Origin of the sequence: Psychroflexus halocasei (genome assembly GCF_900107595.1) — a bacterium.
Taxonomy (GTDB): Bacteria; Bacteroidota; Bacteroidia; order Flavobacteriales; family Flavobacteriaceae; genus Psychroflexus; species Psychroflexus halocasei.
On sequence record NZ_FNQF01000005.1, the window covers coordinates 232,340 to 246,907 of the forward strand.

Sequence of the window (14,568 nt, forward strand, 5' to 3'; positions counted from 1 at the left end):
CCGGATGTTATTTAACATTCGGATTTTTTATTCTCCTTATATTTGCAGCATGATTACATTTCCTTTATTTATTAGTGGCACAGAAATAACTTTTATACTCTTCATTTTATTGATGGTATTTGGTGCGGACAAGATTCCTGAGATCGCAAGATTTGTTGGGAAAACAATGAAGTCATTTCGTCATGCAACAGATGAAATCAAATATGAAATCACGAAATATACTGATGAAAGTGAACTGAACTTCGATATCAAAAAAGAGTTTGAAGAAGGGAAGAAGCAACTCAACCAAGAGAAAGAATCTCTTCAATCACATGCCGATAAAGTTAAAGATGATATTGAGGAAGTGACAGGTCCAATTAAAAGAAAATTCTAAATGACAATACGCTTACAAGAATTAGATGAAAGTCTTTTTCTTTTACTAAACAATTTAACTTCAGATATCAGTAATCATTTTTGGGCTCTTGTGACCAAACCATTATTTTGGTCTCCTTTATTTGTTTTGTTTTTTGTTTTGTTTTTTGTGACTTTCAAGCGTAAAACGGCTCTTATTTATTCAGCAGGAATCATTACATCATTTTGGGGAGTTTATGCCATCACTTATATTGTCAAAGTAATAGTGGAAAGACCTAGACCATTATTTAACGAACAGCTGATACAGCAGGTAAATGTATTGTATGAGCCCACTGGCTTTTCCTTTTTTTCAGGGCATGCTTCTACCTCCACAGCGGCTGCAATATTTTTTTATATGGTTTTTAGAACTAAAAGCCAATGGGCGAAACTCGTGTTTTTATTTCCATTGATTTTCGCAACAAGCCGTATTTTTGTTGGGGTGCATTATCCAAGTGACATTTTAGTAGGAGGAACTGTTGGCTTAATTTTCGGAAGTATTTGTTATACAGTTTTTCAAAAATTAAATGAAAAATATACTGAAGATAAGTTGAATTCTTAAAAATGACATAATTAATTATGAAAATAAATAAGCTATTTATATTAGTATTATTAATAATAAGTAAAATAGGTTTTTGTCAATCTAAACTACAATATGCTAAAGCTAAAGTTAGTTATGTAATAAACATACATTTTGATAAAAGTAAAAAGATTTATGAAGTTTACGAGAAATATAGACCAGGATTGGTTGCTGAAGCAGAATCAATAGCATCGGAACTTGATTTTTCTTTAATTCTAAATGACTCCATTTCAGTTTTTTATTTAGAAAAAAAGCTGTTTTCAGATAATAGGGCAGCTAGTTTTGCAATACGTAAATCAGGCTATTATGGCAGAATCAAACAACAACCTCATAATTATATTACTGAAGAACTACAAGAAAGCTTTGGGGAGTTTTTGGTGTCTCGACCTTATCATGAATGGGAATTGCAAGACGAGACTAAAGTCATTGGAGATTATACTTGTTTTAAAGCGACCACTTCGTACACGACAACAAATCCTAAAGGAAAAGCTTTTAACCACAGTTTTACAGCTTGGTACACGCCTCAACTGCCTTATAGTTTTGGTCCTGCAGGTTTTGGCGATTTACCTGGGCTGATCATTGAACTACAAAGTGATGACTATACTTATGGCGTTAAAAAAATTAAATTTTTTGATAAGGAACAAAAAAATAAAGAAAACGAAATACCTAGATTAAAACGAAAAAAACTTATTACTGAAGAAGAATTTGAAAAACTTGCTGCTGAGGATGAAAAGCGTTGGCGTAAAGATTAATGCTGTTAACATTTTATATAATTAATGAATTTAAAAAACACATTAGCAATAAGCTTTTTGCTTTTTTTTACTATTACCGCCATGGCTCAAGATAATACCTTGACAGTTAGTGGTAAAATAGTGGATAGCCTAAAAAAAACCATAAATAATGTTTCTTTAATTGCTAAGCCTCAGCAAAATCATCACAAAGTAAAATATACAATTTCTGACAGCCAAGGCTTTTTTAAACTTGTGCTAGAAAAGGATGTAACTTATGAGCTCAATATTTCACATTTAGGTTATGAAACCATTAATAAAACAGTTCTCTTCTCTGATAGTAAATCTGACTATAACATTGAGCTAAATGCTAAAAATGAAAGTTTAGATGAAGTTGTTATCAACTATAAATACGAGCCCATAAAGAAAAGTAAGGACACCATTACTTATAATCTCAAATCTTTCACCAATGGTAATGAGTTTAAAATGGAGGATGTCTTGGCTAAATTGCCTGGTATTAAGGTTGAAGATAACGTTATTAAAATTCAGGGCAAGGCTGTCACCAAATTGCTGGTAGAAGGGAAGTTGTTTTTTGATGGGAGTACAAAATTGGCTATCGAAAATATTCCTGCAGATGTTATGGATAAGATTGAAATTATTTCTGATTATAAAGAATCAGAATTATTAAGAAACTTAGCCGATAATGAAGATTTAGCTTTGAATGTCGTTTTAAAAGAAGATAAAAAAAATTTTGCATTTGGAGATATTGAAGTAGGAATAGGTTTAGATGAATATTATAGAATACATCCTGCTTTGTTCAAGTATAACCCTAAATCAAACTTTAGTTTTATAGGTGATATTAATAACTTCAATAATAGCAGTATAACTTTTAGTGATTTATCAAGGTTGGTTGGTGGTTCAAGTAATTTGTTCAAGCGCAATAATTTATCGAACAATTTAATGTCTTTTGCATCAAGTAATAATGAACGTTATAAGTCGACGACAAGATTTTCAGCTTTAAATGTTCAGAAAGAATTTAATGATAAGTTTACTGTTTCTGGATATGCTATTTACTCAAATAATGATATTGTAGAAAAAGCTATTTCCACACGAGAGTATCTAGGAAATGAGCCGATTATTGAGAGAAGAGATGATTTAGGAGATACAGATAAAATTTCTGCGATGTTCAATTTTAAACTTGATTATAATCCAAATACTCGTCAAAAATGGAAATACAATATAAACTATCTTCATAATAACTCTGGTTTTTCTAAGCAATCAATATCAAGTTCGGAAAACAACAACGAATTTTTAACGGATATAGATGGTAAAGGCAATAGTTTTTCACAAAATCTTGAAGGTTATTTTAGACTAAATGACAAGCATACTATGGGCTTGGCTTTTCAGCATAATATAACGAATTCAAATTCAACAGATCATTGGCTGAGCAACAACATTTTTTTGGAAGAATTTCTCCCGCTTACTGAAGCAGATGACTATCAGATAAGACAAGGAAATAAAATAAGATCTGAAAAATTTAATTTTTTATTAAAGGATTATTGGATTACAAACAGATATTTTCATTTGTTTTTTAATGTAGGTTTAAATCATAAAAACTCTACTATAAGAAATGATATCAGTCAAATTTTAAGCGATGATGAAGCTATAGATTTCACTGAAATAGGTAACAATAATCTTCAAAGGCTTTCTGATTTTAATGCTGGATTAGGGATTAAAACTCAATTAGGGAAATTTGAATTTATTTTAGAAGCTAAGCCACATTATTATAACTTTAAGCGAGCCTTAGTTGAAAGCACCGATTTGTTTATAGAACCTAAATTAGATATTGACTTTAAAATAGAAGATGATATGAGTCTAGAATTTAATTATGACTATACGAATAGATACTTAAATGATTTCAGTTATTTAGAAAATTTAAAATTGACTGGTTTTAATTCTGTATTGCAAGGAAACCCAAATTTAACTGATGTACGCTCTCATAATTTTAGTCTTTACTATAGTGATTATAAAAACATGGATAGTTATTTTATTGATGCTACTTTAGATTATAGCTTAAATAATCCTACTGAAAACAATATTATCACACAAAGCGGTATCAATCGTTTAAACACTCCTGTTATACTCAATTTAGCTGAAGAAAATTTAAGTTTAAATACTAATTATGGATTAATATTTAATAAAACCAGTTTGGAATTTGATGTATATCTAGAATGGTTTAAAAATAACCAAATTATCAATGGAGAGATAGATAAGATTAATTCATTTGAGTACAGCTTAAGCAGTAAATGGTTACTAAAATTGAGTAAACGCACGCAATTGAGTTTAAGTTATAAATATCTTGGAACTCAAGTTTTATCTGACATTAACTCTAAATCCAATGAGAATATTATTTCTTTAGATTTTGATACAAGGTTTTTTAAAAACTTTATTTTTAAAACAGATTTTTCAACAAGCTTCGTTAATGATTTCAATGATGATAAACAGAATTACACATTACAAAATCTCTATTTAGGATATTCTAAACCAAATGCTAAGTTATCTTATAGTTTAAATTTTAGAAATATATTTGATAATGGAGTCATCACTAGAAATAGATTCGCTAATAATTTACTACTGACAAATCAGGTTTTTACTTTACCTCGAACTTTTTTAGTAGAATTAAAATACAAATTTTAGCCTCAAAATAAAATTACTTTCTAAACCATTATAATACTATAAAAAAACAGCTACTTAAACTTTTCTCGACAGCGTTAAGCCATCACGAATTGGCAAAATAACGGTTTCTACACGTTTGTCTTCTTTTAAAATTTTGTTGTATTCAAGTAAGGCTTTTGTGTCTTTATCTTTCCGATCAAGCTTTTCAATTACTTTGCCGCTCCATAAAACATTGTCTGATAAAATGAGTCCTCCTGGATTTAATCTATCAACGATGAGTTCAAAATATTTGGGGTATGAACTTTTATCTGCATCGATAAAGACCAAATCAAAGTTTCCAGATATTTCAGGTATTACTTCTTTAGCATCGCCAACGTATTGTTTTATTTGATGTGAAAAATCACTTTTATTAAAGTATTTACGCTGTAAATCATGCAGTTCTTCATTCCTATCAATCGTGTGCAAAATACCATCTTTTGCTAAACCTTCAGCTAGGCTTAATGCAGAATAGCCTGTGTAAGTTCCAATTTCGAGAATTGATTTTGGCTGGCATAATTTAGAAATTAAACTCAATAAGCGTCCTTGATAATGACCGCTGAGCATTCTGGGTTGCAAGACTTTTTGCCAAGTTTCTCTGTTTAATTCTTTTAAAAGTTGAGGTTCATCTTCACTGTGTAAAGTGACATATTCGAGCAAATCGTCATCTAAGAAATCCATTAGCCTAAAATTTTATTAACAAGTTCTTTTTTCGCTTTTTCATCATCACCAAAAAGCCATTGAAGCACATTATCTTCCCAAATTTCATCTTTTTCAGTTGAGGTGATAATTTTTTCTTCTAAAGCCAAATCTAATATTTTCCCTGGATATGAAGACTGTGATTCACTTTCCATTTCACCTAAAGGATATGGATCATCAAGGCCTGCGATGATCTGCTTACTTTTTTGATTTTCGAGCAATAATTGTAATGATCTTGTATCGTGAACCAAAGTATCAAAGAAGATATTTTTATGGCCAACTGATTTTCTTGGGTGTGTTTTACCTTCAAATAAATCTGGTCTGCCATCAAAGCCTTGAATTCTTCGACCAAGGTTAATTTGCGCCAACTGACCGCCATGAGCAAAGCAGACTCGCATGTTTGGGAACTTATCTGGATAACCATTTAAAGTTAAAAAATGATAAGCATCGGCGCATTGTGCTAACATCCAAATGAGGTGAAAACGCCAAGCGGTATTTTCTAACTTTATAAATTTTTCACCATCATAAGGATGAATTTCTACGGCAAGATTATACTTGCTGGCAAGCTCAAAAATAGGTTCATTTTCTTCATCAAAAATACAACGCCAAGTCCCGATGCTGTCCATATAATGCGTTGGTAAGCAGAGGAGTTTGAGATCTAATTCTTCAACACAACGTTCAATTTCCCATAAAGCACTTCTTACAAAAGCAGGATGTACAACAAAGCCGCAGGTAAATTTATCAGGATGTTTGTGTTGAACATTGGCATTAAAATCATTTTGAAAGCGCAAAGCTTTTTTCATTTCCTCCACGCGTAAGCCGTTGCCATAAAGCTGTGATAAGTTAAGAACAACTGCATGATCAATTTTATAGCGCTCCATCCACTCTAATTTTTCATCAAGAAAAAAACTAGAGTCAGTCACTGGGCGTTTCCAGTTTTTTTGAAGCATATATTTTTTATCCTCATCTATCCAAAAGATTTCTTTTTCTCGCATGAAATCAGGAATTTCCTCTGGATAAGGTAATAAATGCGAATGGCCATTGATACGAAGTTTACGAGACATTTGAATGAGATTTAAATAAGAATATTAGAGTGCTTTTGTGCGACCGCCATCAACAGGTAAATTTATACCGTTGATGTAACCCGCAAGTTCAGAAGAAAGAAAAACAACAGCTTGTGCAACTTCTTTAGGTTGACCAAAACGTTTAGCTGGTACGAGTGATTTCATCATTTCAGCAGTTTCATTTTCAGACTTTTGGTTCTTTTTTGCTTTGTTGGTAATGATGCTATCTAAACGTCCTGTGGCTGTAAAACCTGGTAAAACATTATTAACTGTGATTCCAAATTGACCAAGTTCATTTGCCATCGTTTTACTCCAACTCGCAACTGCGCCACGTATGGTGTTGCTAACGCCAAGACCATCAATAGGTTGCTTGACAGAGGTTGAAATAATATTGATAATTCGACCATAGTTAGCTTTTTTCATGCCAGGAACAACGGCTTGTGCCAATATTTGATTGCAAATCACATGCATTTGAAAAGCTTTGTCAAACTCATCTGTTCCAGCTTCATAAATAGCGCCACCTTTAGGGCCACCAGTATTATTTAATAAAATATGATAAGTTTTATTTTCAACTTTATGATTGATTTTTTCTCTCAATTCTTCTGGATTTGAAAAATCAGCAACGATATAATCATGTTCTTGATTGTCGTCTTGTGAAAGTGAAGCTAAAGTATTTTTCAACTTGTCTTCATTTCTTGCAACTAAAGTGATATTAGCACCGAGTTTTGCCATTATCTCTGCAGTTGCTTTGCCAATTCCGGCTGTACTTCCGCATAAAAGCGCATTTTTATTTTTAAGAGATATATTCATTTCTATTTTATTCATAAGTGATACAAATATTTTTTTGTTCTGTAAAGAACTCTAAGGCATCAAAGCCACCTTCACGACCAAGTCCGCTTTGCTTTACACCGCCAAAAGGTGTTCTTAAATCACGATTAAGCCAAGTGTTAATCCATACAATACCTGCGTTTATTTCTTTTGAAAAACGCATGCTTCTGTTAAGGTTATTTGTCCAAACAGTCGCTGAAAGTCCGTATTTGGTTTCATTTGCCAGTTGAAGTGCTTCATCATCAGATGAAAACTTCATGAGGCTGACCACAGGACCAAAAATTTCTTCTTGATTAATGCGACATTGATTATTTTGAACTTCTAAAATAGTCGGTTCAAAATAATAACCCTTTTCATAGTTTTTAACTTTTACTTTTTGTCCGCCTGCTAAAATTTTAGCACCTTCTTGTTTAGCGATGTCAATATAGGAAGCTACTTTTTCAAGATGTTCTTTTGAAACCAGCGCACCAAAATTTGTTGAACTATCCAAAGGATAACCAATTTTTAAGGCTTTGGTTTTTGTGATAAAATCTTTTTTAAATTTATCATAGATTTTATCTTCGACATAAATACGGCTACCGCATAAACAAATTTGCCCTTGATTGGCAAATGAAGATTTGACGGTGGTTGAAAGCATTTTATCGTAATCGCAGTCGGCAAAAATCAAATTAGGATTTTTTCCGCCAAGTTCAAGAGATAATTTTTTAAACATCGGTGCCGTTGTTTTGGCAATATGTTGACCTGTTGCTGTTCCTCCCGTAAAACTAATCGCTTTAATATCAGGATGCGCAACAATAGCCTGACCAGCTGATTGTCCACGACCATGAATAATATTGAGAACGCCATCTGGTAAACCTGCTTTCTGACAAATATCTGCAAGCATAAAAGCCGTCATCGGAGTGATTTCACTAGGTTTTGCAACAACAGTATTTCCAGCAGCTAAAGCTGGCGCAATTTTCCATGAAAATAAGTAAAGAGGTAAATTCCAAGGAGAGATGCAACCCACAACGCCAATCGCTTGATTGAGCGTGATATTTTGCGTGTTTAAACCCTGACTTTCATAAGCTTTACCGCTAAATTGTGTAATCGCTTTTGCATAAAATCTAAAGTTTGCAGCAGCACGCGGGATGTCAACTGCTTTGGCTAAACTTAAAGGTTTACCATTATCAATAGATTCAGCTTTTGCAAGTTTTTCAAAATTTTCATCGATGAGGTCAGCGATTTTGAGTAAGATTTCACTGCGTTTATCAATTGTGGTTTTGGACCAATTCGGAAAAGCCTTTTTGGCCGCTTTGTAGGCTAACTCAACATCTTGTTCGTCAGCATCAGCGATTTTACTATAGACTTTTCCTTCAGCTGGGTTATAATTATCTAACCATTGCTTAGAAATTGAGGCTTTAAATTCACCATTGATAAAATGTAAAATCTTCTGCATTCTATTATTTTAAAGGTTTGTAAGCCATCGCTTTTATCTCAATCACCAAGTGCGGATGTGGTAATTGATGTACGGCAACAGTTGTGCGAGCCGGTCCGTTTTCGGCTTTAAAGTATTCCGCATAAACTTGATTGTAGCCTGCAAAATCATTCATATTCACAAGAAATGTTGTCACATCAACGACATCATCAAGTGTTGCGTTTTCTTCAGCCAAATAATCTTTGATATTGTCAAGAACTATTTTCGTTTGTTCTTTGATATCGATCGTTAAGCTTCCCATTTGATCAACTTTATGAACGCCACCAATGCTGTTGTCTGGCAAGCGAGAACTTGTGCCTGAGATAAACAAAAAATCTCCGACACGTTTGATATGTGGATAAGCACCACGAGGTTTTGCTTTTCCCTCAACTAATTTATTTCCCATTATATTTTAATTTTCTAGTAAAAAATCTCCTTCGCGGAGTTGTTGTGTTGTTTTATTGATCAATTTTAATTGTTCTTCTAAACTTTGGTTATCATTAAGTTTTTCGTGTTTTAATAAACTTAAAATGGCTTTATCTTGTGCACGACCTTTTTCCATAGCTTCTTTGTATGGAATTTCTTCCTTAAAAGTGACTAAAGAATATTTTGAAGCATAAGCTTCAGGAAATTTCTTTTCTAAAGCCAATTCAATTTTTCTTTTTCTAAGAAAGATGTCTTGGGCAGTATGCGATTTCATTTCATAAAAGTTGTCAAGCGCTAAATTTGCAATAGCATCAGCATCTTCTTTTCTCTTTTTTGAAAAGCTAACGAATGTTTTGTCAAGATCAAAATCCTGGTCGTGAAGACATTCATCAAAAACAAAAACGTCTTCAAAAGAAGCATTCATGCCTTGCCCGTAAAAAGGAACAATGGCGTGTGCTGCGTCGCCCATTAAAATGGATTTATTGTAATACCAAGGAGAACACTTGACTGTGCCAAGCGGAGAGGTTGGATTCTCGAAAAACTCAGTTTTTAAATTAGGTAAAATTTCATAAGCATCAGGATAGACTTTTTTGAAATACTCCTCAACAATTTCTGGATTTGTGAGATTATTGAAGTTGTACTCGCCACCTTCATAAGCTAAAAATAAGGTCACTGTAAAACTTTGATCAGGATTAGGCAAGGCTATCAACATGTTTTCACCCCTTGGCCAAATATGCAAAGCATTTTTTTCTATGGCATAATCATTCTCTTTGTTGGGTGGAAAGTTTAATTCTTTATAACCATGCGTCAAAAACTCCTGTGAATGACTAAATAAAAAATCTTTTTGGGATTGCATACTTTGTCTTACAACTGAACCAGCACCATCAGTTCCAAAAATAAAATCAGCAGTTAAATTAATCTTTTGTTGATTCTTTTCATCAAAGAAAACGCCTGTTGAATTTTCTAAATCGAGATGTTGACAAGAATGATTGAAGATTAAGTTAACACTTTCAAATTTTTCAATTTCGTTGAGTAAAAGTGTATTTAACTCAGTTCTAGAAACAGAATTAATATATTCATCATCACGTCCGCTGTATTTCGATAAAAATGTTTCACCATCAATGCTGTGAAGCATTCTGCCGTGCATAGGAATTAAAATTTTGGAAACTTTTTTCTCAAGACCAGCCATTTTAAAAGCCTTGAAAGCCCGATCTGAAAAGGCGAGATTAATGGAACGACCTGCCGATAATTTTTCTTTTCTTAAATCTGGTCTTTTTTCAACCAAAGTTATTTTGTAGCCATGTTGTGCCATTCTCAAAGCTAGTAATGAACCACAAAGGCCAGCACCGATAATGAGAAGATGTTCTCTATTTTTCATTAAGCAGTTTTTTTAGAATTTGTATAAAATTGTAAACATCTTTATAAGAATTGTAAAGCGGTGTTGGTGCAATACGAATCACATCTGGCTCACGCCAATCAGCGACAACTCCAGCTTCAGTCAGTTTTTCAAAAAGTGATTTATCGGCATCTTTGATTTGAAATGACAATTGACAACCACGTTCTTCAGGATTTTCGGGTGTAATGATATTGATTTTATCATTATTGAGTTCTTTGACTAAAAACTCTAAAAATCCAGTGAGTTGAACCGATTTTTTTCTAAGATTTTCAAAACCAGCTTTTTCAAAAACATCCAGTGATGCGCGAATGGCTGCCATTGATAAAATTGGTGGATTACTGAGTTGCCAACCTTCAGCACCAGGAATTGGAGAGAAGTCTTTACGCATATTAAAACGCGTGGCTTTGTCATGTCCCCACCAACCAGCAAACCTGTTAAGTTTTGGGTTATTTGCGTGACGTTCATGAACAAAACAGCCGCCTAAACTTCCTGGGCCTGAATTCAGATATTTGTAAGTACACCACACAGCGAAATCTGCATTGCTTTCGTGGAGGTTTGGTTGTATATTTCCTGCGCCATGCGCTAAATCAAAACCAACTTTTGCATTATGTTGATGTCCAAGTTCTGTGATTTTTTTGAGATTAAAAGATTGACCAGAGTAGTAATTTGTGCTACCGATCATCACCAAAGCAACTTCGTCTTTATTGTCGTCTAATATTTTTTCTAAATCTTCATAACGACAGAGATTTTCACCTTCTCTAGGCTGCCAAAGCAAAAGAGAATCTGAAGGATCAAAACCATGGTGTTTAATCTGTGATTCTACAGCATATTTATCAGAAGGGAAAGCATCGCTTTCAATGATGATTTTATGTCTTTTATGTGTTGGTTGATAAAACGAAACCATCATCAGATGCAAATTGGTTGTCAAGGTATTCATAATGACAACTTCTTCAGGTTTTGCACCTACAATTTTTGACATTGAATTTGTTAGAAATTCGTGATAAGGTTTCCATGCATGTTCAGCATCTGTATGTCCGTCTACACCGAGTTTTGCCCAATCCTTGAGTTCTTTTTGTATGTAATCTTGAGTTTGTTTTGCTTGTAAGCCTAAAGAATTTCCGCAGAAGTAAATTTTATCTTCACCATTTTCTTTTTTTGGGATATAAAATTCGTTTCTGAAATGTTTTAAAGAATCATTCTGATCTAATTTTTCAGCGAATTGAAGTGAGTTTTCGTAAATCATTAATTTATTTTTAAATCCGTAAAATAGAGCTTAAATGAGGCATCTTTATTTTGATGCATTTGTGAAATTTTTAAACCTTTTTGAGTAGTGTAATCTTCCCAAGTAGTTTCAGTAGCAGGCTCATCTTGTCCGCCAGGATAATAACCCCATTCTTGAATTTGGTTTGAATTATTGACGTAGATTTTATATTTGTCGCCAGGTGTGTAGCCGTCATTTTTGTTGTATTGAATTGTGACTTGTGTGCTTTCATCACCACTTATTGGCGCTTTGATGTTTTCTTTAATTTCGTGAGAAAATCCATCATCCCAAACAAGTTGAAAAGGGAAAAGTAACCAGTATTTATCATTGATAAATTTTTGATGTGCTTCAGCTAAATCGTCATCAACATTATTGGTGTTGAATTTAGTTTTTTGAGCATCAATCATCATTTCGACCTCGCCAGTTTTTGGGTTCCAAATCCAATTGCGTTCCATGTGTCTTCCTCCGCGATCAATATTAAAAGTGTATTCTAAAGATGAAATTTTATCCCAATTTTTGAAACCATGCGCCTCTGCAATAGAATGTAGGATAGATTTTTCATTATTTTCAATTAGGCTTTGGGTTTCTATCTGCTGTTTTTCTGCTTCTTTTTTTTGGTTTTCTTGACAAGAAATCAAAAATAATAAGGCGAGCAAAAGATTTAAATATTTCATTTTGATTAGAATTTTCGTAAATATAAATGAAGTCTCACAGCTACACAAAGTTAATTTTCGAATCTTAATAATGATTTAGTTAAATGTGAAACGACCTGAGTTTATAAATAATCAATGCTAGTTAAGTACAAGACATAAAGCAATTTTATCCAATTATACATTGTTTGGATGCGTTTATACATTTTGGCGATTTAAATGTATTGATTTTCAGATATTTGTAGGGTTGAGTGAGTTGTTTAAAAACCAATTTTCTTATTAGCTTAAACGAGATTCTTAGGTGCAGCAGCATCTTAATTTGAAAATTATTAGTCATAAAATTAGATTTACTATTTGAATAGTTGCGTAAATTTTATCAATCAAAAATCCACTTAATCAGATGATGGTGCTGCTGTTTTTTTAAAATAATTAACTAACATTTAAATACAATTTACTATGAAAAAAATGAATTTTGTCCTGTTAACATTTGTTCTTGCCCTAATGTCTTTATCATGCAGTAGCGATGATGATTCTGGTAATCCTGACCCGGTAGGCAGTGATGGAAATGGAAGTTTTGAGTACAACATTGAAGGTGTTGGTTCTTACACAAGTACAGCTGAAGATTTAGCTTATGTTGTTTATTCAACAGACCCTGAAGATACTGAAGTTGATGGTGTGTCAGGTGTTTATATTGTTAATGGGAGTAGTTCGTCAGGTAATCATATTATGAATCTTACACTTATCGAAATAAACGGTGAGATTGTTACAGCTATTAACAGTGATGCTGATGATAGTTCAGGAGCTTATATATCGCATTTAGATAATGGAATGTATTTTTCCGTTAGCGGTCAGATTGAGGTTCTCCACGCTTCTCACGGGCCGCTTAATGGAAATAATGTTGCGACTGCAAAAGTCAAACTCAAGCTTAACGGACAATTTATGGATTCATCTTTTAATGAAGAATCACTTAAAAGTGTGAGTGCTTCTATCAATGCTGATACACCACCGTTATTTTATCCCGGCCTATAAAAAAATTTTAAAACTTTAATGTGAAGTGAGGTTTGAGCTGTCCGAGTGAGTTGGGCAGCTTTTTTTATTTAAGTTTAAAAAATATTTGACTTTTAAGACTTGAAAATTAAAATAAATAGAATTTGCTTTCAATAATCTGATATATAAAATATATTTGTATTAAATTAATTTTGAATCCTATGAAATTTATAGTCTCGAGTAGCCATATGCTTAAAAAGCTACAACTTCTAGGCGGTGTGCTCAATAACAACAATACTTTACCAATTTTAGATAATTTCTTGTTTGAAATTAGCAGTGGAAAATTAAGTATGACAGCCTCTGATTTGGAGACAACAATCACCTCAACTTTAGAGATTGAAACAACTGATGAAGGTAGTATTGCTGTCCCTGCAAAGTTAATTTTAGATACACTCAAAACTTTTCCTGAGCAACCCTTAACATTTGTTGTGAATGAAAACAATACCTTAGAGATCAGTTCTGATCAGGGTAAATACGAAATTGCTTACGCAGATGCTGAGGATTACCCTAACGAAATTGAGGTTGAAGACGCAATGACGACAGATATTCAAGGTGATATCTTAGCGACAGCGATTCATAAAACACTTTTTGCAACTGGTAATGACGATTTGCGTCCTGTGATGAATGGTGTTCTTTTTCAGATGAACGAGCAAGGAACCACTTTTGTTGGCACAGATGCACATAAACTTGTAAAGTACCACAGAGCTGACAAGGTAGTGGAAAAAGCTACTGAATTCATTATGCCTAAAAAACCTTTAACGATACTCAGAAACACATTGCAAGGTGAAGAAAATGACGTTAAAATTGAATATAACGAATCTAACGCAAAGTTTATTTTTGAAGACATTCAGTTAACTTGTCGTTTGGTTGATGGGAAATACCCAAACTACGAAGCTGTAATCCCGCAAGAAAACCCGAATGTATTGGTGGTTGATAAATCACAGTTTTTAAATTCAGTTAAACGTGTTTCTATTTTCTCAAATAAAACAACACACCAAATCAGATTAAAAATTGCAGGTTCTGAGCTTCATATTTCAGCAGAAGATGTTGATTACTCTAACCGAGCTAAAGAACGTTTAACGTGTGATTATCAGGGTGATGATATCGAGATTGGGTTTAACTCAAAATTCTTAATCGAAATGTTAGGAAACTTAACAGCTGACCAAGTTCAGCTAAGAATGAGTTTACCAAATCGTGCTGGTATTTTAACGCCAGTTGATGGCCTCGAAGAAGGAGAAACAATCACGATGCTTGTGATGCCAGTGATGCTGAGTAACTCGTAAGTATATCATTAATATATAGCAAAAAACCGTATCAAGTTTGATACGGCTTTTTTG

At 33.2% G+C, this 14,568-nt stretch carries 14 protein-coding genes; 6 read left to right on the forward strand and 8 right to left on the reverse strand.

The window, feature by feature from the left end; genetic code table 11:
- Positions 1 to 49: 49 nt before the first annotated feature.
- From BLV84_RS08000 to BLV84_RS08015, 4 genes are all read left to right on the forward strand, one after another.
- On the forward strand, positions 50 to 373 hold the full coding sequence (locus BLV84_RS08000) for a Sec-independent protein translocase subunit TatA/TatB (RefSeq protein ID WP_093244150.1): 324 nt from the start codon (positions 50 to 52) through the stop codon (positions 371 to 373).
- Positions 374 to 949 (forward strand): phosphatase PAP2 family protein, encoded by a 576-nt coding sequence (locus BLV84_RS08005; RefSeq protein ID WP_093244151.1) that lies wholly within the window; start codon positions 374 to 376, stop codon positions 947 to 949.
- 17 nt (positions 950 to 966) lie between these two features.
- A complete protein-coding gene (locus BLV84_RS08010) occupies positions 967 to 1,719 on the forward strand; it encodes a GLPGLI family protein (protein ID WP_093244152.1) in 753 nt (250 codons plus the stop codon).
- Positions 1,720 to 1,800: 81 nt separating this feature from the next.
- Positions 1,801 to 4,392, forward strand: a complete 2,592-nt coding sequence (locus tag BLV84_RS08015; protein ID WP_159429404.1) for a carboxypeptidase-like regulatory domain-containing protein — start codon at positions 1,801 to 1,803, stop codon at positions 4,390 to 4,392.
- 54 nt (positions 4,393 to 4,446) lie between these two features.
- Here the strand turns inward: BLV84_RS08015 and BLV84_RS08020 are convergent, their stop codons facing one another.
- Genes BLV84_RS08020 through BLV84_RS08055 form a run of 8 tightly spaced genes read right to left on the reverse strand, consistent with a single transcriptional unit; the run spans position 4,447 to position 12,208 of the window.
- Positions 4,447 to 5,088 (reverse strand): O-methyltransferase, encoded by a 642-nt coding sequence (locus BLV84_RS08020; RefSeq protein WP_093244154.1) that lies wholly within the window; start codon positions 5,086 to 5,088, stop codon positions 4,447 to 4,449.
- Entirely contained in the window at positions 5,088 to 6,170 is a 1,083-nt protein-coding gene (locus BLV84_RS08025) for an amidohydrolase family protein (RefSeq protein ID WP_093244155.1), read from the reverse strand. Before BLV84_RS08025 ends, BLV84_RS08020 begins: the two co-directional genes overlap by 1 nt.
- A 24-nt stretch (positions 6,171 to 6,194) precedes the next feature.
- Entirely contained in the window at positions 6,195 to 6,980 is a 786-nt protein-coding gene (locus BLV84_RS08030; protein WP_093244199.1) for an SDR family oxidoreductase, read from the reverse strand.
- A gap of 7 nt (positions 6,981 to 6,987) precedes the next feature.
- A complete protein-coding gene (locus tag BLV84_RS08035) occupies positions 6,988 to 8,433 on the reverse strand; it encodes an aldehyde dehydrogenase (protein WP_093244156.1) in 1,446 nt (481 codons plus the stop codon).
- A gap of 4 nt (positions 8,434 to 8,437) precedes the next feature.
- The gene (locus BLV84_RS08040; protein ID WP_093244157.1) at positions 8,438 to 8,857 is read right to left on the reverse strand and encodes a RidA family protein; all 420 of its coding nucleotides are present in this window, start codon (positions 8,855 to 8,857) and stop codon (positions 8,438 to 8,440) included.
- A gap of 6 nt (positions 8,858 to 8,863) precedes the next feature.
- Complete coding sequence (locus BLV84_RS08045; RefSeq protein ID WP_093244158.1) at positions 8,864 to 10,255, reverse strand: FAD-dependent oxidoreductase; 1,392 nt, start codon at positions 10,253 to 10,255, stop codon at positions 8,864 to 8,866.
- Entirely contained in the window at positions 10,245 to 11,516 is a 1,272-nt protein-coding gene (gene kynU / locus BLV84_RS08050) for a kynureninase (RefSeq protein WP_093244159.1), read from the reverse strand. Before kynU ends, BLV84_RS08045 begins: the two co-directional genes overlap by 11 nt.
- Positions 11,516 to 12,208 carry a hypothetical protein gene (locus BLV84_RS08055; RefSeq protein ID WP_093244160.1) on the reverse strand — a complete coding sequence of 231 codons (693 nt, stop codon included), beginning with the start codon at positions 12,206 to 12,208 and terminating at the stop codon, positions 11,516 to 11,518. Before BLV84_RS08055 ends, kynU begins: the two co-directional genes overlap by 1 nt.
- A 432-nt stretch (positions 12,209 to 12,640) precedes the next feature.
- On the opposite strand from BLV84_RS08055, the gene BLV84_RS08060 reads away from it, so the two are divergent.
- Together BLV84_RS08060 and dnaN are read left to right on the forward strand one after the other, a co-directional pair.
- Complete coding sequence (locus BLV84_RS08060) at positions 12,641 to 13,213, forward strand: hypothetical protein (protein ID WP_143521340.1); 573 nt, start codon at positions 12,641 to 12,643, stop codon at positions 13,211 to 13,213.
- A 179-nt stretch (positions 13,214 to 13,392) separates the two neighbouring features.
- Positions 13,393 to 14,514, forward strand: coding sequence for a DNA polymerase III subunit beta (dnaN, locus tag BLV84_RS08065; RefSeq protein WP_093244162.1), 1,122 nt, complete (start codon positions 13,393 to 13,395; stop codon positions 14,512 to 14,514).
- The last annotated feature ends 54 nt before the right edge of the window (positions 14,515 to 14,568 follow it).